The sequence below is a fragment of the Streptosporangiales bacterium genome, assembly GCA_009379955.1.
In the GTDB taxonomy this organism is placed as follows: Bacteria; Actinomycetota; Actinomycetes; order Streptosporangiales; family WHST01; genus WHST01.
Window position 1 is genome coordinate 13,265 of sequence record WHST01000023.1, and the last position, 22,431, is coordinate 35,695.

Annotated in this window: 21 protein-coding genes and 1 pseudogene; 2 read left to right on the forward strand and 20 right to left on the reverse strand. The window is 69.1% G+C overall.

All coding sequences use genetic code 11. The annotated features are described in order from the left end of the window. Window positions 1–17: 17 nt before the first annotated feature. Window positions 18–1,175: a transporter substrate-binding domain-containing protein gene (locus tag GEV10_09450; GenBank protein MQA78688.1), complete on the forward strand. Its 1,158-nt coding sequence runs from the start codon at window positions 18–20 to the stop codon at window positions 1,173–1,175. A 203-nt stretch (window positions 1,176–1,378) separates the two neighbouring features. Here the strand turns inward: GEV10_09450 and GEV10_09455 are convergent, their stop codons facing one another. The 12 genes and pseudogenes from GEV10_09455 to GEV10_09510 all read right to left on the reverse strand — a co-directional run bounded on the left by GEV10_09455 (window position 1,379) and on the right by GEV10_09510 (window position 16,095). Continuing rightward, window positions 1,379–2,710 carry a hypothetical protein gene (locus tag GEV10_09455; GenBank protein ID MQA78689.1) on the reverse strand — a complete coding sequence of 444 codons (1,332 nt, stop codon included), beginning with the start codon at window positions 2,708–2,710 and terminating at the stop codon, window positions 1,379–1,381. Continuing rightward, the gene (locus tag GEV10_09460) at window positions 2,710–3,765 is read right to left on the reverse strand and encodes an amidohydrolase family protein (GenBank protein MQA78690.1); all 1,056 of its coding nucleotides are present in this window, start codon (window positions 3,763–3,765) and stop codon (window positions 2,710–2,712) included. Before GEV10_09460 ends, GEV10_09455 begins: the two co-directional genes overlap by 1 nt. Before the next feature lie 114 nt (window positions 3,766–3,879). Further along, the gene (locus GEV10_09465; GenBank protein ID MQA78691.1) at window positions 3,880–4,599 is read right to left on the reverse strand and encodes an FCD domain-containing protein; all 720 of its coding nucleotides are present in this window, start codon (window positions 4,597–4,599) and stop codon (window positions 3,880–3,882) included. A 147-nt stretch (window positions 4,600–4,746) separates the two neighbouring features. Then, window positions 4,747–6,456, reverse strand: coding sequence for a CocE/NonD family hydrolase (locus GEV10_09470; GenBank protein MQA78692.1), 1,710 nt, complete (start codon window positions 6,454–6,456; stop codon window positions 4,747–4,749). A 28-nt stretch (window positions 6,457–6,484) separates the two neighbouring features. Further along, window positions 6,485–7,861: an amidohydrolase family protein gene (locus tag GEV10_09475; GenBank protein ID MQA78693.1), complete on the reverse strand. Its 1,377-nt coding sequence runs from the start codon at window positions 7,859–7,861 to the stop codon at window positions 6,485–6,487. Continuing rightward, window positions 7,858–9,138 carry an ABC transporter substrate-binding protein gene (locus GEV10_09480; GenBank protein MQA78694.1) on the reverse strand — a complete coding sequence of 427 codons (1,281 nt, stop codon included), beginning with the start codon at window positions 9,136–9,138 and terminating at the stop codon, window positions 7,858–7,860. The genes GEV10_09475 and GEV10_09480 overlap by 4 nt, the downstream gene beginning before the upstream one ends. A gap of 14 nt (window positions 9,139–9,152) precedes the next feature. After that, window positions 9,153–10,633: pseudogene (locus GEV10_09485) on the reverse strand (ATP-binding cassette domain-containing protein). Window positions 10,634–10,660: 27 nt separating this feature from the next. Beyond that, window positions 10,661–11,941, reverse strand: coding sequence for an ABC transporter substrate-binding protein (locus GEV10_09490; GenBank protein MQA78695.1), 1,281 nt, complete (start codon window positions 11,939–11,941; stop codon window positions 10,661–10,663). Further along, complete coding sequence (locus GEV10_09495; protein MQA78696.1) at window positions 11,938–13,050, reverse strand: branched-chain amino acid ABC transporter permease; 1,113 nt, start codon at window positions 13,048–13,050, stop codon at window positions 11,938–11,940. The genes GEV10_09490 and GEV10_09495 overlap by 4 nt, the downstream gene beginning before the upstream one ends. Further along, window positions 13,047–13,910 carry a branched-chain amino acid ABC transporter permease gene (locus tag GEV10_09500; protein MQA78697.1) on the reverse strand — a complete coding sequence of 288 codons (864 nt, stop codon included), beginning with the start codon at window positions 13,908–13,910 and terminating at the stop codon, window positions 13,047–13,049. Before GEV10_09500 ends, GEV10_09495 begins: the two co-directional genes overlap by 4 nt. A gap of 36 nt (window positions 13,911–13,946) precedes the next feature. After that, a complete protein-coding gene (locus GEV10_09505) occupies window positions 13,947–14,951 on the reverse strand; it encodes an alcohol dehydrogenase catalytic domain-containing protein (protein ID MQA78698.1) in 1,005 nt (334 codons plus the stop codon). Between the two features lie 193 nt (window positions 14,952–15,144). Beyond that, window positions 15,145–16,095: an acyl-CoA desaturase gene (locus GEV10_09510; GenBank protein ID MQA78699.1), complete on the reverse strand. Its 951-nt coding sequence runs from the start codon at window positions 16,093–16,095 to the stop codon at window positions 15,145–15,147. 399 nt (window positions 16,096–16,494) lie between these two features. Between GEV10_09510 and GEV10_09515 the strand changes: the two genes are divergently transcribed. Continuing rightward, on the forward strand, window positions 16,495–16,890 hold the full coding sequence (locus GEV10_09515) for an STAS domain-containing protein (GenBank protein ID MQA78700.1): 396 nt from the start codon (window positions 16,495–16,497) through the stop codon (window positions 16,888–16,890). A gap of 25 nt (window positions 16,891–16,915) precedes the next feature. Here GEV10_09515 and GEV10_09520 read toward each other — a convergent pair whose 3' ends face one another. The 8 genes from GEV10_09520 to GEV10_09555 form a co-directional block, all read right to left on the reverse strand. Next, a complete protein-coding gene (locus tag GEV10_09520) occupies window positions 16,916–17,254 on the reverse strand; it encodes a hypothetical protein (protein ID MQA78701.1) in 339 nt (112 codons plus the stop codon). A gap of 16 nt (window positions 17,255–17,270) precedes the next feature. Beyond that, window positions 17,271–18,092 carry an ABC transporter permease subunit gene (locus tag GEV10_09525; GenBank protein MQA78702.1) on the reverse strand — a complete coding sequence of 274 codons (822 nt, stop codon included), beginning with the start codon at window positions 18,090–18,092 and terminating at the stop codon, window positions 17,271–17,273. 133 nt (window positions 18,093–18,225) lie between these two features. Next, on the reverse strand, window positions 18,226–19,050 hold the full coding sequence (locus GEV10_09530) for an ABC transporter permease subunit (GenBank protein ID MQA78703.1): 825 nt from the start codon (window positions 19,048–19,050) through the stop codon (window positions 18,226–18,228). A 1-nt stretch (window position 19,051) separates the two neighbouring features. Beyond that, on the reverse strand, window positions 19,052–19,882 hold the full coding sequence (locus GEV10_09535) for an ATP-binding cassette domain-containing protein (GenBank protein MQA78704.1): 831 nt from the start codon (window positions 19,880–19,882) through the stop codon (window positions 19,052–19,054). After that, window positions 19,837–20,904 carry a transporter substrate-binding domain-containing protein gene (locus tag GEV10_09540; protein MQA78705.1) on the reverse strand — a complete coding sequence of 356 codons (1,068 nt, stop codon included), beginning with the start codon at window positions 20,902–20,904 and terminating at the stop codon, window positions 19,837–19,839. Before GEV10_09540 ends, GEV10_09535 begins: the two co-directional genes overlap by 46 nt. Before the next feature lie 19 nt (window positions 20,905–20,923). After that, the gene (locus GEV10_09545; GenBank protein ID MQA78706.1) at window positions 20,924–21,301 is read right to left on the reverse strand and encodes a cupin domain-containing protein; all 378 of its coding nucleotides are present in this window, start codon (window positions 21,299–21,301) and stop codon (window positions 20,924–20,926) included. Between the two features lie 13 nt (window positions 21,302–21,314). After that, window positions 21,315–21,668: a cupin domain-containing protein gene (locus tag GEV10_09550; GenBank protein MQA78707.1), complete on the reverse strand. Its 354-nt coding sequence runs from the start codon at window positions 21,666–21,668 to the stop codon at window positions 21,315–21,317. Window positions 21,669–21,689: 21 nt separating this feature from the next. Next, window positions 21,690–22,430 (reverse strand): ATP-binding cassette domain-containing protein, encoded by a 741-nt coding sequence (locus tag GEV10_09555; protein MQA78708.1) that lies wholly within the window; start codon window positions 22,428–22,430, stop codon window positions 21,690–21,692. Window position 22,431 lies beyond the last annotated feature (1 nt).

Genomic DNA, 22,431 nt, shown 5'->3' on the forward strand with positions numbered 1-22,431 from the left:
TACATGATACATGATCGATGATGCCTCCAGACGCTTCATCGTCACCGACCGCCACCGGGGGTCACGACAGGAGGCGAAGACCGATGCGCCAGGTCCTCCGAAACAGGGTTCTCGCCAGCACCGTCCTCGCCGGGTTCGCGGCGACGACCGTCGCCGCGTGCGGCGCCGGGCCGCAGGACACCCCGACCGAGGCGACGGGCAGTTCGTCGATCCGCACCGTGCACCTCGCGACGGTGCAGAACATGCTGCACGTGCCGGAGTTCGTCGCCGCGCAACGCGGCATCTACGTCAAGCACGGGCTCGACGTGAAGCTCGACATCCTGCAGGGAGGTGCCGACGTCGGCAAGGCGCTGGAGTCGGGCACCGCCCAGTTCGGCAGCATCGGCTCGTCGACGGTACCGACCCAGCGCGCGTCCGGGCTGATGGTCAAGGTCGTCGCGCCGGTCATGAACGACGCGACGACCGACACGTACGCGGGACCGCTCGGCATCGTCGGCCGCAAGGACAGCGGGGTGAAGGCGAACGACGTCGGCTCGCTGGTCGGCAAGCGCGTCGGCTTCCAGGAGGCCAGTACCAACCACGACTACCTGCTGTTCCTGCTGAAGGAGAAGGGCATCGACCCCAAGCGGCTCGACCTGGTGCCGCTGACGACGACCGACCATCCCGTCAGCCTGAAGCAGGGAGACATCGACGCCGTGGCCTCCTGGGAACCGTTCGTCTCCCAGGAGATCCGCGACCTCGGCGACAACGCGGTCGTGGTCTCCCGGGGCGAGCCCACGCTGGGCTACGTCATCGGCGTCGTGGCCACCGACGAGGAGATCGAGAAGGATCCGGAGCTGATGACCCGCTTCGCCAGCGCGACCGCCGAGGCCATGCAGTGGACGCGGAAGAACCGGGACGGGGCCGCGAAGATCAGCACCAACTACATCAACGGCCTCGAGCTCCCCGTCGCGAAGGACGCGATGAAGCACCTGCGGTTCGACCCGCGGCTGAGCAGGTGCACCCAGGACGCGCTGGACAAGACCGGCGTCGACCTCGTCCGCTCCGGCCAGCTCAAGAAGTCGGCCAAAGGCCCGGCGATGGTGGCGCCGGACCACATGACCGAGGTCGAGAAGAAGCACCCCGAGTGGTTCTCAGACCTCCCCGAGCTGCCCGAGAAGTGCCGCTTCTCCTGAACCGGCCGCGGGTACGCCATAGCGTCCAGCAGCGAACCCGTGAGGGGCACCCTCACCGTGCCAGAGCACGGTGAGGGTGCCCCTCACGGGTTCAGCGGCGGTAGCCTCCGCCGGCGAGGACCGCGGCCGCGGGTACGCCGTTGCGTCCGAGGTACTGGTGGCCATGGCCACCAGTACCTCGGACGCAACAGTAAGCGTGCCGGCTACCGGTCCTGCGTCACCGGGGAACGCATGACGTACAGGCCGCCGGCGAACCTGTCGACACTGAAGATCAGGCCGCGGTCGTCGACGTAGACGTCGTTGATCTGCACCGAGCCCGCGGGCGAGCCCTCGGGCGCCGGCGGGATGTTGTATGCCACCTCGCGCGGGTTCCGGGGATCGCTGATGTCGTACGCGCGCACACCTCCGTTGAAGAAGCTGGTGAAGATGACGTCGTCGGAACGGAACGTCGGCTCGTCGGCGGCGTGCTCGAACACGTTGTGCGCGCCGAACCGTCCGCCCCGCTGGCACAGCTCCGCGGCGTTCTCCGGCAACGGGATCACCGACACCTGACGGAGGCCGGAGGCACGGTTGGACCAGATGGTGTTGCGCTTCGGGTAGTCCTCGCACGAGTCCATGTTGCTCTCGTGGGTCGCGACGAGGTAGCGCCCGCCGCGCACCGGCCACAGCGTGTGCAGGAAGCCGACCTCGGGGGGCGAGTCGTCCATGCTCGCGACCAGACGCGGGCTCTTCTTGTTCGCGATGTCGAGCACCACGCCGCCGCAGTCCATGTAGCCGAGGTAGGCGCGATTCGGCGTCGCCTGGTCGAAGTCGACGTTGTGCAGCCGGCAGCCCTCGTCGAAGCCCTCGTTGGGCGGCGGCAAGGGTTCCTGGTCGCCCTCACGGGTGCCCGGGTACCACCATCGGCCCGCCTCCTTCGGCTTCGTCGCGTCGAGCAGGTCGACGATGACGTAGATCTGGTCGTCGTTGCCGGGCCGCCGGGGGACGAAGTCCGGCATGCCCGAGGAGATGTGCGCGTACCGGCCGTCGGTGATCCAGACGTAGTGCACGCCCCTCGAGTAGCCCCCCGAGGTGTCGAAGAAGCCGATCTCGCGCGGGGCGGTCGGCTCCGCGATGTCGAACACACGCAGGCCGGCGTTCGGCTGCCCGGCCTCGAGCACCTGGTTGGCCACGGTGAGCAGGTGGCCGGAGACGTCGAGGGAGTTGCACCTGGTGTTCTCGTCGGGCACATCGGTCTGCGACAGCAGGACCGGGTCGGTCGCCTTGGTGACGTCGAGGACGCTGAAGCAGGTCGGCCCGCTCTCGTGCGCGACGTAGAGGATCCGCCTGCCGTCGGGCGTCTTCACCTCCCCGAAGCCCTCGCCGCCGTTACCGTTGCCGCCGAGGTCGTTCTGCGCGATGACGCGCATCGCCTTCTGTTCCGGCATCGCGCCGCGCGCGTCGTCGCCCGCGTCCGCCGACGCCGAGCCGGCGAGCCCGAGCGTCATGAGCGTGGCCGCCGCGATCGCCAGCGACCGTCCGCCTGTGGTCCTCATCACGCCTCCTCGATCTTGAGGCCGAACAGATCGGCCGCGTTGCCGCCGCGGATGGCGGCGTCGTCTGCTGGGTCGAGCTCGATGCCGGCCAGCTGCTCCGCGTACGGACCGCCGGCCATGTCGAACGGGAAGTCGCTGCCGTAGACCACCCGGCTCGCGCCGACGAGCCCGATCAGGTAGCGCAGCGGCTCGGTCGCGTGGGTGATGGTGTCGTACCAGAACCTCGTCAGGTAGCTGGACGGGTCGTGCGCGCAGTCACGCGCCTCGGGACGCACGTGGTGCCCGTGGTCGAGCCGACCGAACTGGTACGGCAGGTAGCCGCCGCCGTGCATGAGCACGATGCGCAGGCCGGGCAGCTCGTCGAGCACGCCGCCGAAGATGAGGCGCGCGGCGCAGATCGTCGACTCCAACGGGTTGCCGACGAGGTTGGTGAGGTAGAAGTCGCCGAGCCCTCGCCGGACGCCGACATTCGACGGATGGACGATGAGCGGCACGTCGAGCTCCGCCGCCGCAGCGAGGAGCGGACGGAAGCTCGAGTCGTCGAGCGACAGGTCCCCGACGACGGGACCGATCTGGGCGCCGCACATGCCGAGGTCGGCCACCGCGCGGCGCAGCTCGGCGACCGCCGCGTCGGGGTCCTGCATCGCGAGGTTCGCGACGGGCCGGATGCGACCGTCCGCCTCGGCGGCGAAGGCGGCCAGCGCGTCGTTGGTCCGGCGCGCGAAGTCGGCGGCGCCGCTCGCCTCGGTCCAGTACATGAAGAGCGTGGGAGCGATCGAGAGCACGCCGACGTCGACGCCTCGCTCGTCCATCGCCGCGAGCCTGGTCTCGTGGTCGTGGAACGCGGGCAGGAGCGGGTACCGGTAGCCCTGCCGGTGCACCACCCACTCCTGACCGTCGACGACCTCCGTCCGCATCCCGTCGAACCCGTCACCCCGTCGCGCGTCGTCGGCGACCTCCGGAGGGACGTAGTGGTTGTGCACGTCGATGGTCAGCACGGGGCGCCTCCAAGGGTCAGCGGGCAGTGCAGCAGCAGAATATATTGCAACCTGCATTGTGCGCACTAAGAAAGAGACGCCGTCTCACAACGTGACGACGGGAACTGGTGCGTGAAGGGCGCCGCGATGTCACCCTGACCGCGTCAAGGTGCCCATCACGGGGTCGAGGCGCTAGCGGCGGGAGGACCTCGTGCGCTTGGTCGCCTGCTCCGGCTCAGCTTGGTCCTCGGTGCTGTTGGCCGTCACGATGGTCTCGAGCGTGGCGTCGAGGTGCGACTCCAGAATGGTGGCGGCCTTCTCGCCGTCACGCTTGCGCAGGGCCTGGATCAGGCTGCGGTGCTCGCGGTTGCCCTCCTTGATACGCCCCGGCGACACCGCGAGCGAGTGCGCGACGTAGATGGTCGCGGCGTCCTGCACGCTCTCGACGAGCGAGAAGAGCCGCGGCGACACGGCGGCGCGGTAGAGGAGCGAGTGGAACTCGCTGTTGAGCTGGACCCAGAGACCCACGTCGGACTCGCGGTCCATGCGGTCCTGCAGCTCGGTCGCCGACTTCAGCTGCGCCTCGGTGATCTCGCCCGCGGCCTTGCGGACGGCGAGCGACTCGAGGGCCTTGCGGATGTCGTAGAGCTCGACGAGCTCGGTCATGTCGAGCTCGCGGACGATCGCACCGCGGTGCGGGTCGAAGTGGATCAGGCCGTCGGCGGCGAGGTCACGCAGTGCCTCGCGTACCGGGGTGGTACTCACCTCGAGCTGCGCCGCGATGTCGGCCTGCACGAGACGGGTGCCACCGTCGAGCGCACCGGTGAGGATGGCACGCCGAAGCGTCTCGCGGACGAACTGATGGGCGGTCCGTCGTGGCTGCGAGAACTCGAGGAGAGCGCTGTCCGGCATGGCCCCTTCCGCTCATCTGAGTCGATCGTTGCTAGCTGATATAATGCAAAGTCGTTGCTATCCTATCGTACTTTCCCGGAGGCACGAATACTGCGCCAGCCGCCGGAGGCAGCACATACTGTACGACTCGCCGGCCGGGCGCACGCCTCAGACCGGGGGGATCACGGGGAGCACCAGGTACGACGCGTGCGCGCCGCCCGTGTGCACCGTGGTCGTGCCCGCGAACGGGTCGGCCGGACGGTCGCGCGGGTCGTCGTGCAGGAACGGACCGCAGCCGGTGAGCTCGTTCTTGAAGTTCGAGAGATGTCCCCCACCACCACCTGGATACACGTAGTCCACGCCGCGGACGCTGAGCGACAGCCGGTAGCCGGCCGGCATCACCAGGCAGGTCGGCCAGATCTCGACGTCGACCTCGTACACGGTGCCGGGAGTCAGCGGCTGCGGGGAGTCGTGGCGGTGGTACGGCCGGTACGGCTCCGACAGCTCCTCGTCGAGCGCGCGGTGCGACGCGCGCAGCCATCCCTGGGCCACCGGCGTGTGCGGGTCGATCGCGCCCTGGAAGGTGACCTCCTCGCCGTCCGGCGCGAACACGCGGACGACGAGGAACAGGTCGGCGTCGGCCGTGGTCGAGCTGACGAACAGCCTGGCCGCGACCGGTCCGGTCACCTCGGTCTCGGTCGTGAACGCCGGGGCGTCGAACGTCACGCCCTCCCCCGCGGCGTCGAACGCGACGGAGCCCACGCCCGGTGCCTCGGAGGTCAGCGAGCCCGACCCCGCGTCGAGGTACGCACGGGTCCACCGCGTGCGCGGGATCGGCCAGGCCGTCTCCATCCGTTGTGTGAAGGCGCCGTCGACGTGCCGGATCTGCAGCTGCAGCGCGGGCTGGTCGGCCCAGCCGTTGTCCTCGCCCTTCAGGAAATGGTCGAAGAACCGCTTCTGCAGCGCGACCCCGTAGTCGGTGTAGAACGGTGTCCAGTGCGAGTGGCCGTGCATCTCCAGCCACTTCTGCGGCGTCGCGGCACGCACGTACCCCTCGACGTTGCCGCGCAGGTGCAGCCCCTGGCCGCCCCAGTTGCCCGCCGACAGCAGCGGGACCGTCAGCCTGCTCCAGTCCGGAGAACGTTCCCTGTGGTACGTGTCGTCGAGCGGGTGCGCGAGGATCTCGGCGCCGAAGTCGACCCTGGACTTCGCGAGCTCGTCGTCGTCGCGGGTCTCGTCGCCGCAGACGAGCTGCCCCGTGTTCGGGTTGCGCGCGCCGCGCTCCCCCAGGCCGTACTGCACGGTCTTGACCTGCATGTCGTACCAGTTGGCCCAGAACGTCGACACCATGCCGCCGTGGTGCGTCGCGTCGCGGTACCAGTCCGACGAGCCCTCCCACGGGCAGATGGCGGCGAGGTGCGGCGGCTGGCGCGACGCCACCTGCCACTGGTTCATCGCGTAGTACGAGATGCCGGTGAGACCGACCCTGCCGTTGCTCCAGTCCCGCGTGCCCGCCCACTCGATCGACTCGTAGAGGTCCCGCGTCTCGCGGTCGGAGAAGTGGTCGATCAGGCCAGGCGAACGCCCGCAGCCCCGCGAGTCGACCCGGACGCACACGTAGCCGTCGGGAATCCACTTCTCCGGGTCGACGACCTCCCAGTTCTGGTACTTGTTCGTCGTGCCCGCGACCGTGTCGGGGTGGCTCGCCGCCATCGACTCCCACGCGCTCGGGTAACCCTCCTCGAACGGCAGGCCCTTCGCGTAGGGGCCGTAGCTCACCAGAACGGGGTACCGCCCGTCCCCCGGCGGCCGGAAGACGTCGGCACGCAGGACGGCGCCGTCGTCCATCAGGACGGGCACATCCCAGTCGATCCGCATGCCGTCGGCGATCTCGCTGCGGTACGGCTCACCGGTCGCCATCGTCGCTCACCTCCGTGTGTCCCTGGCCGGGCAGGAACCGCCCCGGCAGCTCCTCGGTCGGGCGTCCGTCCTCGGCGACCAGGTCGCCACGCAGGTACGTCGCGACGACCCGTCCGCGCACCGTGCGTCCGGCGTACGGTGTCCAGCCGGCACGGGAGATCACGACGTCGTCTGAGAGCGTCCACGACGCCTCGGGGTCGACGAGCGCGAGGTCGGCGTCGCCGCCCGGTTGGAGGGAACCCTTGCGCGGGTGGAGCCCGTACCTCTTCGCCGGGGCCTCGGCGTAGACCCGGACGACGTCCTCGACCGACAGCAGTCCGGCGGCCGCGGCGTCGAGCATCAGGGGCAGCGTCGTGTCGAGGCCGGGCAGGCCGAAGTGGACGTCCCAGAATCCGCCGGACTCCTTCTGCTCCCTGGTAGCGGGCGCGTGGTCGGTCGACAGGTGGTGGAACACGCCGGTACGCAGTAGTCGCCACATCTCCGCCTGGTCCGCATCGCTGCGCGCCCTGGCGGGCGGGGTGAACTTGCGCAGCGCGCCGTGCTCGATCACCTCGTCCTCGCGCAGCAGGAAGTACTGCGGGCACGCCTCGGCGACCACGTCGGCCCCGTCGAGCCGCGCACGGCGGACGACCTCGGCGACGTGCGGGTCGCTCACGTGTGCGACGTTCACGCGTGCGCCCGTCAGGCGGGCGAGCAGGCACACCGTCTGTACCGCGACGAGCTCGGCCTCGCGCGACCGCCAGCGCGGCAGCAGCGACCCGTCGCGCCATCCCTCCGCGCGCAGGTCGCGCTCGGCGGCGGCCGTGATGCTCTCGTCCTCGCCGTGTACGAGGCAGACGCCGCCGAACGACGCCAACGCCGTCATCGCCGCACGGAGGTCGGCGGGTGTCAGGCCGGGCACGCCGTGCGTGGTGCAGGTGAACGCCTTGAAGTACGTGATGCCCGCCCGCCACAACGCGGCGAGCTCACCGATGCGGTCCGGCCAGACGTGCGCCGCCAGGCCGTAGTCGACCCGCGAGCGTCCGCGCAGGTGAGCCCGCTTGGCGTCGAGCTCCTCGACCGTGCGCACCGGGTGGGCATGGGTGTGCTCGACGATCGTGGTGACGCCGCGGGCGGCCGCCGCCGCGGTGCCGGTCGGGAAGTCCTCCCGCATCGGATCACCCGGGTCCATCAGGTGCACGTGGGTGTCGACCATGCCGGGCAGCACGAGGAGCCCTGAGGCGTCGACCGTCCGGTCGGCATCATGGCGCTCGTCGCCGACGTGCACCACGCGTCCGCCGCGGACGTGGACGTTGGCGCGGGCACGACCGCGCGCGGTGACGACGGTGCCGCCGTGGACGGCCAGGTCGAAGCGATCCGTCACTTCTTGGGCTCCGGCCACACACCCTCGCCCTGGTAGCTCTTGCTGTAGACGGGATGCTTCAGGAACTCCTCGGGGTCGTAGGTCCAGAACTGGCTGACGTCCTCGTACGTCTTGATCGGCACGTTCATCGAGCCGTTCAGGCCCTTCCTGACCTCGCGAATGTAGACGTTGAGCACCGGGTTGCCGCGCGAGTCGAGGTGTTCGGGACCGAACGGCGTCTTCTCCAGCTTCACGCCCTTGAGCGTGTCGACGAACTTCTTGGCGTCCGAGGTGTCGCCCTTCAACTCTTCGAGCGCCGAGACGATCCCCCCGGCCGCCGTGTACGTCGCGGCCGAGTAGTACGACGGGTACTCGTCGTACCGCTCGTGGTACGCGTCCACGAACTTCTTCGTGTCCTGTGCGTCACTGCCGTCGGCGAAGTGGCCCACCGAGACGATGCCGTCGGCACTGCTCCCGAGGCTCCGCAACGCGGCCTGGTCGACGACAGTCTCGTTGGTCAGCAGCTTGATCCCCGTCGCCTCCATGCCGAAGTCGTTCCACGCCTTGACGAACCGGACGCTGTCGGCTCCGACCTGTTCGGTGAAGACGACGTCTGGCTTCACCTGCTTGATCTGCGCCATGTAGGTGCTGAAGTCCTGCGTTCCCAACGGGTTCCACAGCTTCTTGCGGACCTTGCCACCCTTGTCGGTGAACGTGTTCGTGAAGCCGCCGCAGCTCTCGTGGCCGAACGCGTAGTCGTTGCAGATCGTCACCGCGGTCTTGTACTTGCGGTCGACGGCGGCGTACTCGCCGAGCGGATGGGTGGTCTGGCTGCTCGTCCATCCCGCGAGGCGCACGACGTACGGCAGCGGCTTGCGCTGGGTGAGGTCGTCGGCCGAGACCACAGGCACGACCATCGGCACCTTGCGCCGGTTGACGGCGTCGGACACCGCGAGCCCGACGTTGGCGAGCATCGGACCGACGATCATGTCCGCCTCGGAGTTCGTCATCAGCTCGCGGGCCTTGTTGAGTCCGATCGACGGGTTGCCCGCGTCGTCCTCCATCACGGTCTTCACCTGCTTGCCCGCGACCTTGCTCCCGTTCTCCTCCCAGAACAGCTTCCAGCCGCGCTCCATGTCCCTGCCCGGAGCGGCGTTCGGCCCCGTCGCGGGTCGGAGGAAGCCGACGGTCACCGTGTCGTCGCCCCCACCGCCCGACTCGTTCTGGTCCGGTGGCGCGCAGGCCGCCGCCACGAGTGCGGCGAGGGCGACGCCAACGAGGGCTGTGCGGTGTCTCATCTGGATTCCGCCTCCTAGACGCCGAGGTGCGTCTTCTTGGTCGTGCTGTCGTCGTCGAGCTCGGCGGGCGTGCCGTGCCAGACGATCCGTCCGTGCTCGCCGAGGATGTAGATGCGGTCGGCCACCCGCATGGCGAGACCGAGATTCTGCTCCACGAGCAGAATCGTGAGTTCGCCGCCCTTGAGCGACTCGATCCGTTCCCTGATCTGGCCGACGACGATGGGGGCGAGTCCCTCCGACGGCTCGTCCATCAGGACGAGCCGCGGGTTGGTCATCAGCGCCCGCCCGATCGCGAGCATCTGCTGCTCGCCTCCGGACAGGTTGCCGCCGGAGTTGTCGAGACGCTCGCGGAGGCGGGGGAAGAACTCCAGGACGCGGTCCATCGTCCAGCACGAGCCGTTACGCGCCGGCCGTGCCGCGACGGTCAGGTTCTCCCGCACGCTCAGGCTGCCGAAGACGTGGCGTCCCTGCGGCACGATGCTGATGCCCTTCCGGGCGATGACGTGGCTCGGCGACCGCGAGATGTCGATGCCGTCCCACGTCACTGTGCCGCCGGCGAGGTCGGGCGGCCGCATGCCGACGATGCTGCGGACGAGGCTCGTCTTGCCCATGCCGTTGCGGCCGAGGAGCGCGACGACCTCGCCCTCGGCCACCTCCAGGTCGACGCCGCGGAGAATCTCGGCGGCACCGTACCGGCACCGCACGCCCTCGGCACTCAACACGGCCACGTCGGTCACTCGCTCCTCAGGTAGACGGCCTGCACCTGCTCGTCGGCACGGATCTCGTCCGGCGTGCCCTCGGCGATCGGGGTGCCGTTCTCCATGCACAGCACGCGTTCGACGAGGTCGAGCGCCAGCGTCATGTCGTGCTCGATCAGGACGATGGAGAGATCGGCCGGCAGCCGTTCGATGAGTCCGCGCATGAGCACCCGCTCCGACGCGGACAGCCCGGCTGCCGGCTCGTCGAGCAGGAGCAGCCGCGGCGAGCCGGCCAGGCCGAGGGCGAGCTCGAGCTGACGCTGCTCGCCGTGCGACAGCTCGCCGGCCGGGTGGTCGGCACGACGCGCGAGGTCGACCTGGCTCAGCGCGTGGTCGACCCGGTCGGCGAGCGCGCCCGTCATCCGCAGCGGCCACCAGCAGCGCAGCCGGGATCGGTCGAGCGCCTGCGCCGCGACCGCGACGTTCTCGCGCACGGTCAGCCCGGGCATGATGTTGGTGATCTGGTAAGTGCGACCGAGACCGGCCCTGGCCCTGCGGTTGGGCGGCAACCTGGTCACGTCGCGGCCGAACAGGCGCACGTGCCCCGACGACGCGATGCACTCACCCGTGATGGTCTTGAACAACGTCGTCTTGCCCGCGCCGTTCGGCCCGATGACCGCCCACCGCTCCCCCGCGCCGACGCGCAGGGAGACGCCGGAGACCGCGGTGACGCCGCCGAAGCGCATCGTCACCGCGTCGAGTACCAGCGTCTCGTCAGGCGTGGCGCCCGCGGTCATCCGACCTCCCTTCTCGCATGCACGCCGTCACTTCCGCGGGTTCGGCCAGACGCCGGCGCCCTGGTAGCTCTTGCTGTAGACGGGATGGCGGAGGAACTCCTTCGGGTCGTAGTGCCAGAACTGGCCGACCCGGTCGTAGGTCTTGGTCGGGACGTTCCACAGGCCGTGCGGCCCCTTGGCGACCTTGCGGATCGAGACGTCGAAGACCGGGTTGCCGTGCGAGTCGAGCTTCTGGGGTCCCATCGGTGTCTGTGTCAACGACACGCCCTTCAACGCCTTGACGACGGCCGCGGCGTCGGAGACGTCCCCGTTCAATGCCTCGAGCGCCTTGGCCACGCCACTCGCCGCCGCGTATGTGTTGGCCGAGTAGTACGACGGGTACTTCTTGTACTTCGCATAGAAGTCCTCGACGAACTGCTGGGTCTCCGGCGCGTCGGCGCCCTCGACGAAGTGCCCCGAGGAGACGAGCCCCTCGGCACCGTCGCCGAGGCTCTTCAGCACGGACTGGTCCGTCAGCGTCTCCCCGCCCAGGAGCGGGATCGTCTTGCGCAGGCCGAAGTCGTTGTAGGCCTTGAAGAAACGCGACGCGTCCGCACCGGACAGCATCGCGAAGACGGCGTCGGGCTTGCTGTTCTTGATCTGCGCGACGTACGTGCTGTAGTCCTGGGTGTTCGTCGGTGACCACAGCTGCTTCACCACGCGTCCACCCTTGTCGGTGAACGTGTTGACGAACCCGCCGACGCCCTCGTAGCCGAAGGCGAAGTCGTAGCCGATCGTCACGATCTTGCGGTAGCCCCTGGAGTGCGCGTACTCACCGAGCGGATGCGTGGTCTGGCTGCTCGTCCAGCCGGCCAGCCGGACGACGTTCTGGACCGGCTTGCGTTGCGTGAGGTCGTCGGCCGACACGATCGGCATGACGATCGGGACGTCCTTGCGGCCCATGGCATCGGCCACGGCCAACCCTTCGTTGGCTGCCAATGGTCCGACGAGCATGTCGACGTGGCGGTTGTCGAACAGCAGGTTGGCCTTGTTGATCGCGACGGACGGATTGCCCGCGGTGTCCTCCACCGTCGTCTCGACCGTCTTGCCCGCGGCGCGGTTGCCGTGCTGCGACCAGTACAGCTCCCAGCCGTGTTCCATGTCGAGACCGTTGGCCGCGAACGGGCCGGTCGAGGGTCGCAGGAAACCGATCTTCACGCTGGAGCCCGTCTCGCGTTCCTGTTGCGCCTGCGGCGGGCTGCACGCGACGATCACGGTGGCGATCACGGCGATCGACACCGCGAGCCTCAGCTGCCGGGAGAGTGTCATGTCGTTTCCCGCCCTTCCTGGGCGTCGATGGGTTGCGCATCGTCGTCGGACGCGTCGTCATCCGCGCCCTTCGGGGTCTTGACGGTCGCCGGCCCGCCGGAGCCGAGCGCGGCGCCGACGTCGGAGGTGACCACCGCGCGTCCGGTGCGCCTGGCGACCAGCCGCGCCCAGAGCTTCGTCACCGCGCCGACGAACCCGGTGCGGGCGAAGAGGACCATCGCGATGAAGATGAGCCCCATGACGGTGGGCCACCTGTCGATCTCGATGCTCAGCACGTTTTGGATGAACACGATCACGAACGCGCCGAATAGCGGGCCCGACAGCGTGCCGATGCCGCCGAGGATGATCATCAGGATCGCCTGCGCCGAGGTGTTGAACTCCGCGACCGACGGGCTGACGAACTCGTTGTTGTATGCGAAGAGCACCCCGGCGACGCCGGCGAAGAAGCCGGACAGCATGAACCCGTACAACCGGTACGCGGTCACGTTGTAGCCGAGCATCCGCAGCCTGCTGCTGCTCTCCCGCAGCCCTCTGAGCGCGAGGCCGAACGGCGACCTGACGACGATCCACATGAGTACGCCGGAGATCAGGACGACCGCGAGGCACATGTAGTAGAATTGCCAGTCCTCGGTGAGGAACTCGGGACGGTAGATGCCGGTGAGTCCGTTCTCGGCGCCGGTGACGGGCGCGAGGCTGTGGGCGAGGCCGTAGACGATCATCCCCTGCGCGAGGGTGACCATGAGGAAGTACACGCGGCTCGTACGCATCGCCATCAGGCCGAAGAGCAGGCTCGCGACGAGAGCCGCGGCCATCCCCGTCACGATCTGCTGGAGGTAGCCGCCCTCCAGGCGCGAGGCGACGTAGCCGACGCCGTACGCGGACATCGCCATGATGCCGGCCTGGCCGAGCGAGAGCAGGCCGCTGTAGCCGGCGAGCAGGTTGATGCTCATCGCGAACAGCCCATAGATCAGCGCGAGCGTCGCGGTGCCGAGGATGAACGGGCCGACGACGTACGGCACGGCGCACCCGAGGGCGACCGCGACGGCGAGCAGCCCGAGCTGCACCCACTGCGTCAGCGTCACGCCTCTGACCGACGGGAGCGCCTTCATTCCGACCGTCCCAACAGGCCGGCGGGCCGCAGGATCAGCACCAGGGCCATCGGCAGGAAGATCATCACCGAGGCCAGCTGCGGCACCTCGGACGTGCCGAAGACGTTGATGAGCCCGACGATCAGGCTGCCGAGCGCCGCGCCAGGCAGGCTGCCCAGCCCACCGATGATGACCACGACGAGGCTCAGCAGCAGGATCTCGGTGTCGGCGCCGGGCAACAGGCTGAGGAACGCGCCGCCGATCACCCCCGCCGCGCCCGCGAGCAGCGCACCGAAGATGAAGACGCCCGTGAACACCCGGTTGATGTTGATGCCGAGCGCCGCGATCGTCTCCCTGTCGTCGACGCCGGCGCGGACGATCGCACCGATGCGCGTACGCCGCTGCAGCAGGTACATCGCGACGCCGACGACGATCGCGAGCACCGTCACGAAGATGCGGAACCGCGGATACGTGAACGAGCCGATGCTGATGGCGCCGTCGAGGTACGACGGCGGGGTGACCGTCTTCGGGTCACCGCCCCACACCGCGAGCGCGACGTCCGCGAGGACGGTCGCGATGCCCACCGTCAGCAGGACCTCGGGCAGCTCCTGCCCGCGCAGGCGTCGCAGCAGCACGCGTTCGGTGAGCACGCCGACGACACCGATGGCCAGCGCTGCCGCGAGGATCGCCAACCAGAAGCTGCGCGTGGCGACGGCGGTGGTGAACCCGATGTACCCGCCGATGAGGTAGAAGCCACCGTGGGCGAGGTTGACGATCCGCATCAGCCCGAAGATGAGGGTCAGCCCGCTCGCCAGGAAGAACAGCAGCCCGCCGAGGCTGATCCCGTTGAGGATCTGGGTGAGGAGGAACTGGCCGCTCACGTGCACCTGACCTCTCCGTCGATGTCGCAAACACGCTCACTCGGTCGTCAATGCCACCTTGAGCTGGGCCGGGTCACGACAGGCCGCGAACGCCTTGTCGGCGTCGGCCAGCGGATACGTGCCGGTGACCAGGCGACCGAGCTCGAGCGAGCCGCCCGCGGCGAGTCGCACGGCCCGGGCGTAGTCGCGAGGACGCGCCGCGCGCGGGTTCCGGATGGTGAGCTCCTTGTAGTACCACTGGTACGTCGGCATGTCGTCGGCCGACGGTGACGTGGTGCCGAAGACGAGCACCGTGCCACCGATGCCGGCCAGCAGCATCGCCTGCCGCAACGTGTGCGCGGTGCCCGCGCACTCCACCGCGAGCTCCACGCCGAGCCCGTCGGTCATGTCGGCCGTCGCGGCCGGTGCGTCGTCCGGGGTCACCACGGCGGTCGCACCGAGCTCGAGCGCGAGGTCGCGCTTCCACCCGGCGCGGGTGACCGCGAGGATCGGGTCGGCGCCGCGGAGGCGGAGCAGCTGCAGGTGCAGGAACCCCGCCACTCCCAGGCCGAGCACCGCGGCCGACTGCCCCGCGGTCACCGTCACGCTCTCCTGCGCGTGCACACAGGTCGCGAGCACCTGCATCATCGTCGCGTCGTCCTCGCCGATCCCGTCGGCAACCGGATGCAGCTGCGTCTCGTGCACCGCGACGAACTCGGCCGCGCCACCGTCGGAGTCTCGTCCCATCAACGCGCCGTGCGGGCACAGGTGCACCCGATCGGCACGACATGTCGGGCACCGGCCGCAGGACGCGCTCGGGTCGACGAGCACGCGCGTGCCCACCGCGGGCGAGCCGGTGGACCCCGCGACGGCCACGCGACCGATCACCTCGTGCCCGATCACCCGCGGCAGCTGTACGGGGATCTTGCCGCTCAGGATCTTCAGGTCGGTCCCGCACAACCCGGACCGCTCGACCCGCACCACCGCACGCTCGTCCGCGATCGGGGCCGCCATGTCGCGTACGGCGACGGCGTTCTCACCCTCGACGAAGACGGCCCTCATGGACGACTCCCGAGCGGAGCTCGACGCGGGTCACAGCCCCTGACCTACGACATTGCACAATGGAGAATGCCGGGTGTCAAGCGTCGCCGTCCGCGCCGCTCCACGTGGGTGGTGAGACGGCGAGGCATCGAAACCCGTGAGGGGCACCCTCACCGCGCCAGGACGGTGAGGGTGCCCCTCACGGGTTCAGCTCTTAGGCCGGCGCGCGGAGCTGCGCGGCCAGGGGACAGCCGAACGGGTCGCGCGCCGCGAGTCCGACGTTGTTCAGGTAGCGGACGACGATCGCGTACGAGGCGAGCAGGCTCTTCTCGGTGTACGCGACACCGTGTTCCTCGCAGAACCTGCGGACCAGGGGCTGCACGTGCCGCAGGTTCGGCCGCGGCATGCTCGGGAAGAGGTGATGCTCGATCTGGTAGTTGAGTCCGCCGAGCGCGAAGTGGACGAACCATCCGCCTGTCACGTTGCGGGACATCAGCACCTGGCGGCGCAGGAAGTCGACCTTCTGGTTCGGCGGGACGATCGGCATCCCGACGTGGTTCGGCGTGAACGCGCCGCCCATGTACAGGCCGTAGAGCCCGAGCTGGACACCGAGGAACGCCGCCGCCTTGCCCGGCGACATGACCAGCAGCAGCGCCGCCACGTACCCGCCGAGACGCACCGCGAGGAACGCGATCTCCCACCCGCGCCTCTTCATCGGAGCCCTGCTGGCGAGCCGCACGACGCTCTGGACGTGCAGCTGCAGTCCCTCGAGCAGCATCAGCGGGAAGAAGAACCAGCCCTGCCGATCAGCCAGGAACGCGGCCAGTCCGCGCTTCTTCGCCCGCGCGTACGGGGTGAAGGCGACGACGCCCGCGGCGATGTCGGGATCCTTGCCCTCCTTGTTCGGGTTCGCGTGATGCCTGCCGTGCTTGCTCTGCCACCAGCCGACGCTCAACCCGCCGAGCAGCGTGCCCTGGAGCAGCCCAGCCCAGTCGTTCGCCCGGCCGGACCGGAAGATCTGCCGGTGCGCCGCATCGTGTCCGATGAACGCGAGCTGCGCGAACACCACCGCCAGGGCACCGGCCATCAGCAGCTGGAACCACGAGTCGCCCAGCAGCACGAACCCGACGACCACCCCGCCAAGGGCGAGGACCGTCAGCGACATCTTGGCCCAGTAGTACCCGTAGCGCCGATGCAGCAGGCCGGACTCCCTCACCTGCTCGGCCAGCCGCGTGTAATGGTGTGCGTACTGCTCCTGCACACCGCCACGCCGGCGGACACCGTCGCGTGGCTCGGAAGAATGGACAGGTGTCTGGGTGGTCACGGCGACCGTCCTCGGCTCGGCGGAACGACGGATGCCAGGGTCCAGGACACCAGAAGAAGCTGACTCTGCCCTGCCGACTATACGCACCCGCGCACGTCCAGGGCAGTGCCGCTGCGTGTGCGGTACGCGACAGTCGCTCGTCGTCCACGTTCGCCGGGTAGGGTGGGGGAGTCCGAGGACATCTCGTGCGTCAGCATCCAGGCCGGCGTCGCCCTAGGGCGATCGACAGGTCAGGTGACCATGCGTCGTAGACCTTCCGCCTCCCTCGTGACCTACCCCGTGACCGCAGGCTCGCGTGCCGATCCCATCGTCATCGCGTTGCACGGCGAGCTCGGCGTGGCCACCAACTCGGCCCTGCGCGAGCAGTTGCTGCGTGCGCTGCACCGGACCGACCGGCTGATCCTCGACCTGGCCGCCGTGACCCGCTGCGACATCTCCACCCTGGCCGTCCTCGTCGGCACGCAACGTCGTGCCCGGCTGCTCGGCACGACCTTCCACCTGGCTGCGCCCGGACCGGAGCTCGCCGCCCTGCTGAACGTCACCGGTCTGGACCGGAGCCTCACGATCCTTCCCACCCTCGCGCGGGCGCTCGGCCAGGCGCGCGCCGACGGGCTGCGACCCGTCCAAGCCGCCTGAGACGCGCCCGCCGCCGGGACGTTCACTACATGGGCTCGATCGAGCTGATCCAGTAGACGTAGCTGAGGGCGCGGACGTTGGCCGGGCTGACGTTCACGAGGATCACCTTGTCGTCGCTCGGAGTCCCGCCGAAGACCCCGTACTCCGACAGCTGCCGTACGTGGAACGTCTGCGCGGGGAACGACAGGTTCACCTCGATGCCGGTCGGGCCGGAGACGTTCGCCAGCTGCGGCGAGAGCTTGCTGCCCGCGGTCACCATGCCGTACAGCGTGGGACCCTCGATCAGCGCGGCGATGAGGAACACCCCCGCCAGCATCGACGCCAGTGGCGCGAGCATGGCGCGCCTGATCCGCGGTCTCGCCATCGGCCTCACCTTCCTCTCATACCTTCGACGCGGCCGACACCAGGCCCCACCGCTGCACGGTCCTGCGTTCGATCGGTACGAGGATCAGCAGGTCGATGGCGAGGCCGAGCAGGCCGATCACCAGGTTGCCGCCGATGATCGTGTCGGACCGCAGGTACTCCGCCGCCCGGTAGATCATCGCGCCGAGACCCGCCGTCGCGCCGATGATCTCGGCGGCGATCAGCGCACGCCACGCGAAGCCGATGCCGGAACGCAGCCCGGACACGATGTGCGGCAGGGCACCGGGCACGATCACCTGGCGGACCACGTGCCACCAGCCGCCGCCGAGCGTGCGAACGGCGGCCTCGAGGACGGGCGGCACCGACCGGACGCCGAGCACGGTGTTGGCGAAGACGATGAAGAAGATCGAGTTCCAGATGATGAAGACGACGGTCTCCGTGCCGATGCCGAACCAGACGATGGCGAGCGGCAGCCACACGATGCCGGAGATCGCGGTGAAGAACGTCGCGAGCGGCTCCACCATCCGCGCGACCACGCGGTTGAGACCGACGACCAGTCCGAGTGCCACGCCCGTGACGACGCCGACGGTGACGGCGAGCGCCATCCGGCCCATGCTGGCTCCGACGTGTGCGAGCAGCTCGCCCGACGTCGCCAGCTCGGCGAGCCGTCCGGCGACGGCGGCGACGCTCGGCAGCGTCGCGGGACTCGGCCGCACGATCGCCCACCCGACGAGCCAGGCGACGACCAGCACCGCGAACGGCACAACGGGCAGCAACCGCTGCCAGCGCGCTGCCTGTCGCGCGCGGGTGAGCGCTTCGGGGCTGCGTAGGGAGGTCATGAGCCATCCTCCAGTGCTGATTGCCTCCGGCGGTCTTGCGACAGAGCGAGCATCGCAGTGGCTCGGAGCACGCACCGCTCCCACGCACCCACCGAACGAGGAGCGGAACGACGGAGGACGGCAGGACACACGGTCATCGCACCACCCCCCAGCGCTGGATGGTCAGCCGTTCCACCGAGGCGAGGATGAGCCGGTCCACGACGAGGTAGAGGGCGCCGATCATGACCATGCCGGCCATGATGGTGTCGAGGACGTGGAAGCGCCGCGCGTCGAAGATGAGGAAGCCGAGACCCGACTTGCCGACCAGCATCTCGCCGGCGATCAGCGCGCGCCAGCCGTACCCGATGCCGAGCCGCACCCCGACGACGATGCTCGGCAGCGCACCGGGCAGGAAGACGTTCCACGCGACACGTGCCCGCCCGCCGCCCATCGTGGCGACCGCCTGCCGGTAGACGTCGGGGATCGTCCGCACGCCGACCATCGTGTTGAAGACGATCGGGATGACGGCGGTGTAGACGATGACCGCGAGGATCGTCTGGTTGGTGAAGCCGAACCAGATGATCGCCAGCGGCAACCACGCGATGCCCGACACGGCCTGGAAGAACCGCAGGAACGGCTCGAACATCACCGCGCCGTACCTGGTGAAACCGAGCAGCAGCCCGAGCGGCACGCCCACGGCCACGGCGAGCAGCGCGCCGAGGGCGAGGCGTCCGATGCTCGCCGAGACGTATGCGGGCAGCACCCCCGTGCGGACCAGCTCCCAGGCCGCGGCGGCCGACGCCCCGGGCGAGGCGATGACGTCGTCGTCGAGGCTGAGACCACCCTTGAGCATCCCCCACACGACGACGAGCAGCACGAGCGGCAGCAGGAACGAGCCAGTGTCGAGGACCGCACGCCACGACCGCACGGCGGCCGACCACGGCTTCGGCGCCGTCGCCCGTACGGTCTCGCTCGACACGTCAGGTCACCTCCTCGCGCACGAGGCGGAGCACGTGCTCGTTCTGCTCGCGCACCGCGGGATCGCTGAGCATGACGCCGATCTCGCGGTCCGCCCGCGGCGTGGCGACCTCGACGATCTCCTTGACCCTGCCCGGTCGTCTGCTCATCACGACGACGCGGTCGCCGAGGAACACCGCCTCCTCCGTGTTGTGGGTGATGAACAGCAGCGTCCTGTCGGTCACCTGCGAGACCTTGAGCAGCTCCTCCTGCAGCGTGAGGCGGGTCTGCGCGTCGACGGCCGCGAACGGCTCGTCCATCAGGATCGCGTCGGCGTCGGACGCCCACGTCCGCGCGACCGCGACGCGCTGCTTCATGCCACCCGACAGCTCGTGCGGGTACTTGTCCTCGAACCCGCCGAGCTTCATCAGGTCGACGTAGTACGCGACCCGCTCGTCGCGTTCGCGGCGCGGCACCCCCTGGATCTCGAGGCCGTGACCGATGTTGCGACGCACCGTGCGCCACGGCATGATCGCCAGCTCCTGGAAGACGACACCGCGGTCGCGGCCGGGGCCGGTGACCTTCGTCCCGTCGCAGGTGATGGTCCCCGAGGTCGGCGTCAGCAGACCCGCGATCGCCTTCAACAGCGTCGACTTGCCGCACCCGCTCGGGCCGACGACGGTGACGAACTCGCCCGAGCCGATGGTGAGGTCGAGCTCGTGCACGGCCTCCACGCTCTCCCCCGTGTGCGGGGAGCGGAAGACGTGTGAGAGCCGATCGACGGTGATCTCCACACTGGTCCCCCGATTCAGTCGCGACAGGTCTCGGGCAACGGCGGGAGATCCGCGAACCATTCGGGGTTCTCCTTCTCCACCTTCTCCATGAACGACGTGTCGACCATGTCCTCGCCGGGAACCTTCTTCTCGATCTGCCCGGCACGGAGGTACTCGGCACTGACCTCGTCGAACGCCTTGACCGTGCACTTCGTGATCCGCGGGTCGAACTTCAGGTGCGGCATCGCGGCCTTGGCGTCGGCGAGCTTGAGTCCGTTGATGAAGTTCACCGCCTGTGCCGCGGCCTCCTCGGGGTGCTGCCGCATCCAGTGCATGGTCTCGGCCATCCCGGCGGCGAACTTCGCCATCACGTCACCGCGCTTCCCGATGGTGTCCCGAAGAGCGCCGACGCCGAGGAAGTAGCCGATGAGCGGGTCACCGCGCGAGACGACGGCGGCGTTGTTGCCGAGCTCGCTGATCTCCTGGGAGACGTACGGCTCCCAGGACGACACGGCGTCGACGTCGCCCTGCTTCAGGCTCACCGGGTGGTCCTCGGTCGTGAGCGGCACGATCGACACGTCGTCCAACGCGATGTCGTGCTTCTCCAGGTACCGCTTCAGGTACTCCTCGTTCGTGCTGCCGGAAAGCGCTGCGATCTTCTTCCCGACGAGACTGCTCGGGTCGTTCGGCCTCACTCCGCGGTCCTTGCGCCCGATGATGCCGAGCGGCCCCGCGTACCTGACGGTCGTCGCGTCGTTCATCGCCGGCGCCACGAGCTGGGCGTCGATGCCGCCGTTGCGGGCCAGCGGGATGCTCGTCGACCCCGTGCCGGTGAACTCGGCGTTTCCGCTCTGCAGCGCCTTGTTGAGCGCGGAGCCACTCGACAGCACGTCGAGCCTGACGTCGAGACCGTGCTTGGTGAAGAAGCCCTTCTGCACCGCGACGAAGTCGGCGAGGTGCATCATGTTGTTGACGCTCGCGAGCGTGACCTTGGTGTACTTCGTCGCCGCCGTCCCGTCACCCTTGCCGCCGTCGTCGACGGGTCCCGCACAGCCGACGAGTGCCGCACACAGCATGGCGGCGCCTAGTGTCCTGGCGCGCATGATGGAATCCCCTCGGTCGTCAGCTCTTGCCGAGCTCGTCGAGTCGGTCGGTCTCCCCCGGCGCGAGCTTGTGGCCCACACCGTCGATGACGTTCTTGCAGCTGATGACCACCGTCGGCTCGAGTGCCGTGACGCCGTGCAGGACGTTCGGCGGCGCGAGGAAGCCCTCGCCGGGACCGACCTCGCCGCTCTCGTCGGGGAACGTCACGCGCAGCCGCCCGGAGATGACGTACAACACCTGTTCCTGCGGATGTGCGTGCTCGACCGCTCCCTCACCAGGATCGAAGGACAGCCGTCCCACCTCGATCCGTTCGCCGGTGACGAGCTCACCGAACGCCGTCGAGTACTTCGGCGTGACGTACTGCTTCTCCATGCGGTCCATGGTGATGATCGGCATCGCTGGGTCCTCCTCAGGTAAGCCGGCCGGTCTGCTCGTAGCCGGTGGGGTCGACGACGTTCTTGAAGCTGATGCCCAGGGTGTCCTCCATCGCCTCGACGCCGTGCGGGACGTTCGACGGGTGGAAGCTCGCCTCGTCGGGTCCGACGTCGTACGGCTCGTCGTCACCGAGCCACACCCGCAGCCGGCCGTACACGACGTAGAAGGTCTGCTCCTCCGGGTGCTGGTGCCGCTGCGCGCCCGAGCCCTTGGCGAAGAACACGCGCGTGACCTCCTGCTTGTCGCTGCGCAGGACGGGACCACGGGCCTGCGAGTAGTGTCCGGCGACGACGTTGTCCTGGTCCTTGTCGAACGTCACGTGCCCCATGGGTCTCCCTCCAGTCGGTGGTCAGGTCGCGATGAGATCGAGCGTCTCGAAGGTGCGGAGGATCTCTGCCTTCGCCAGCGCGACGCGGTCCGATGACGCATCGCGCGGGAACGGCAGATCGACGCGCATGTCGTCACGCAGGTGCCCGCCCTTGGCGAACATCAGGATCCGTGTCGACAGCTCGACCGCCTCGCTGACGTCGTGGGTGACGAAGAGGATCGTCTTCTTCGTCGCCGCCCACAGGTCATGCAGCTCACTGCGCAGCGAGCGTCCGGTGATGGCGTCGAGGTGGCTGAACGGCTCGTCCATCAGCAGCAGGTCGGGCTCGATGGAGAACGCGCGCGCGATGCCGACGCGTTGCTGCATGCCGCCCGACAGCTGCCCCGGGTACTGCTTGGCCGTCTGTCCGAGCCCGACGAGCTCGAGGTACTTCGTGCAGCGTTCGCGGGCGGCCGCGTCGTGACCGTCCTGGACGAACATCAGGTTGTCGTGGACCGAACGCCAGGGCAGTAGTCGCGCAGCCTGGAAGACGTACCCGAGCCGCGCCCGCCGGTCGCCCTCGGTGATGGTCAGCTGTCCCGACGTCGCCGTCTCGATCCCGGAGAGGATGTTCAGGAGCGTCGACTTGCCGCAACCGGATGGTCCGACGATGCTCACGAACTCGTGCCCGGAGACGGAGAACGTGACGTCATCGAGCGCGACCATGGTCGAGTCGGGCCCGACGAACTCCTTGCGCATGTTCACCACGTCGACGGATGCCATC